Genomic DNA, 1,756 nt, shown 5'->3' on the forward strand with positions numbered 1-1,756 from the left:
CTTTTTTTATTTTCATCTACTAACACTCCAATCATAATTTTCATAGTTTATTTTTTCCACATCAAAAGCTACTCCACCAAAAAAAGAACGTACGTTCCTTTTAATGCGATTATATGCCACAATTAACCAATAGTCAATTTCTTATGGAACTATCCTGCCCCGATAGTTGCATAAAGAAAGAGCTACCTTAAAGGACAGCTCTGATCTTCACAATCTTCGCTATATACTTTAATATAAATATCCAATTTGTATAATAGAATAATGATAATAAAGAAAGGATGTTTACTATCAAAACTATTGCAAATAACTTCAAAAACATCTTATTAGTTATTTTTTCGTAGTTTGCGTTGTTAATGTTTTTAGTGATAATGAACAATTTAATGTAGCTACTGATGTGGCTGCCATGATTTTAATTAGCATCGTCGGATTAATTAACAGAATATATGCAAAAAAAGAAGTATAATCGCAAAAATAAATAGGAGCTGAAAAGCTCCTCAGGCTTGTCGAGAAATCCTCGACAGCCTCTATTTTTTCTGTTTGATTCATCCATAGTTGATATGTCATATAAAACTATCCTGCCCCTTTAGTTCATTAAGCAAAAAGGCAAGCAAAAAGGCCACCAAATGGCAGCCCCGGTTCTCAACACGTACCCGTTAATTGCATAAGACCTATTGTAGAGTTGACCCAAACTGTGTAGTAATTTATTTTATGGAATTTGCGATTTCTACCAATATTTCCGATGTTACTTTATTAGAAATTCTCTTATCAACACTTAACATATATTGCCATACACCTTTTTCGAAAATTAAAAGGTTAACCACTCCAGAAGCCTTGCTACTATATATGGCAGTATTACCATCATTTAATTTAAAAGTTTGATCGATATTACCTTTTTTAAATTTAATTTTATTTTCAACCGGTCTAACACGAATCGCATAATGGTTTTCAGATAGGGCTTTATTAAAGTATTCTGCCTCAAAGCCATCATTGATATTACCTTCAAGGTTATTAAACCTGCCGTAATTATGAGTGAACGGTACTGGAGGTAATTGAATAGGCAAAGAAATAGTATGATTAAAATGCTTATTGCTATCTTGTAAAGCTTGATGTACTGAAGTGTAACCAATTTCAGAAAGCGACTTTTCAAACTCTTTACTGTCTTTACTTGCGTAAGTTGTTCCAGTGAATGTGAAGTAAAAAGGAATACATAGGACAAAAAATTTTAATAACCTAATAACAATCACGCCCTTTCTTATTATTAAATAAGATGCCCTGAAGCATTGAAGATATGAGTTATTAAGTAGTGTTATATTTATTACCGCACAGTACGACTACACTACGCTTATGGAACTATCCTGCCCCTATAGTTCCATAAAGAAAAGAGCTGCCACAGCAACCCCATTTGTAGATTTGAAACAAAGTTTGATCAAATTAATCCAAGAAACCTTGATAAATGAATAAATAGAAAGAGCATGTTTTGAAAAAAGATTAATTAAAACATGCCCTTATAATATTTAATTGGATTATTCTTTTATAAAAAAGATTGATCATTTTTGTGTTCCTTATGCAACTAACGCCCCCGTTTGCTTAAATACATTTATTCACAATCCTGTTTAGAAGATCTTTGTTGTTCTAGCTTCTGCCACAATAATTGTAATAGTGGTTATGGACCAACCTAGTGATTTTAAATTTATATGTATCAACCTACTGAGAAAACCTTAAGATTTTCTGAAGTTTAACTGGACCCTATGTACAA

General features: G+C 31.8%; 2 protein-coding genes. Both read right to left on the reverse strand.

Annotated elements, in window-relative coordinates:
* Positions 1 to 327: 327 nt before the first annotated feature.
* Entirely contained in the window at positions 328 to 564 is a 237-nt protein-coding gene (locus SB775_RS27265) for a hypothetical protein (RefSeq protein ID WP_410864260.1), read from the reverse strand.
* A 137-nt stretch (positions 565 to 701) separates the two neighbouring features.
* Positions 702 to 1,244: a hypothetical protein gene (locus tag SB775_RS27270; protein ID WP_410864261.1), complete on the reverse strand. Its 543-nt coding sequence runs from the start codon at positions 1,242 to 1,244 to the stop codon at positions 702 to 704.
* Positions 1,245 to 1,756: the final 512 nt, after the last annotated feature.

The sequence above is a fragment of the Peribacillus sp. SIMBA_075 genome (genome assembly GCF_046534585.1).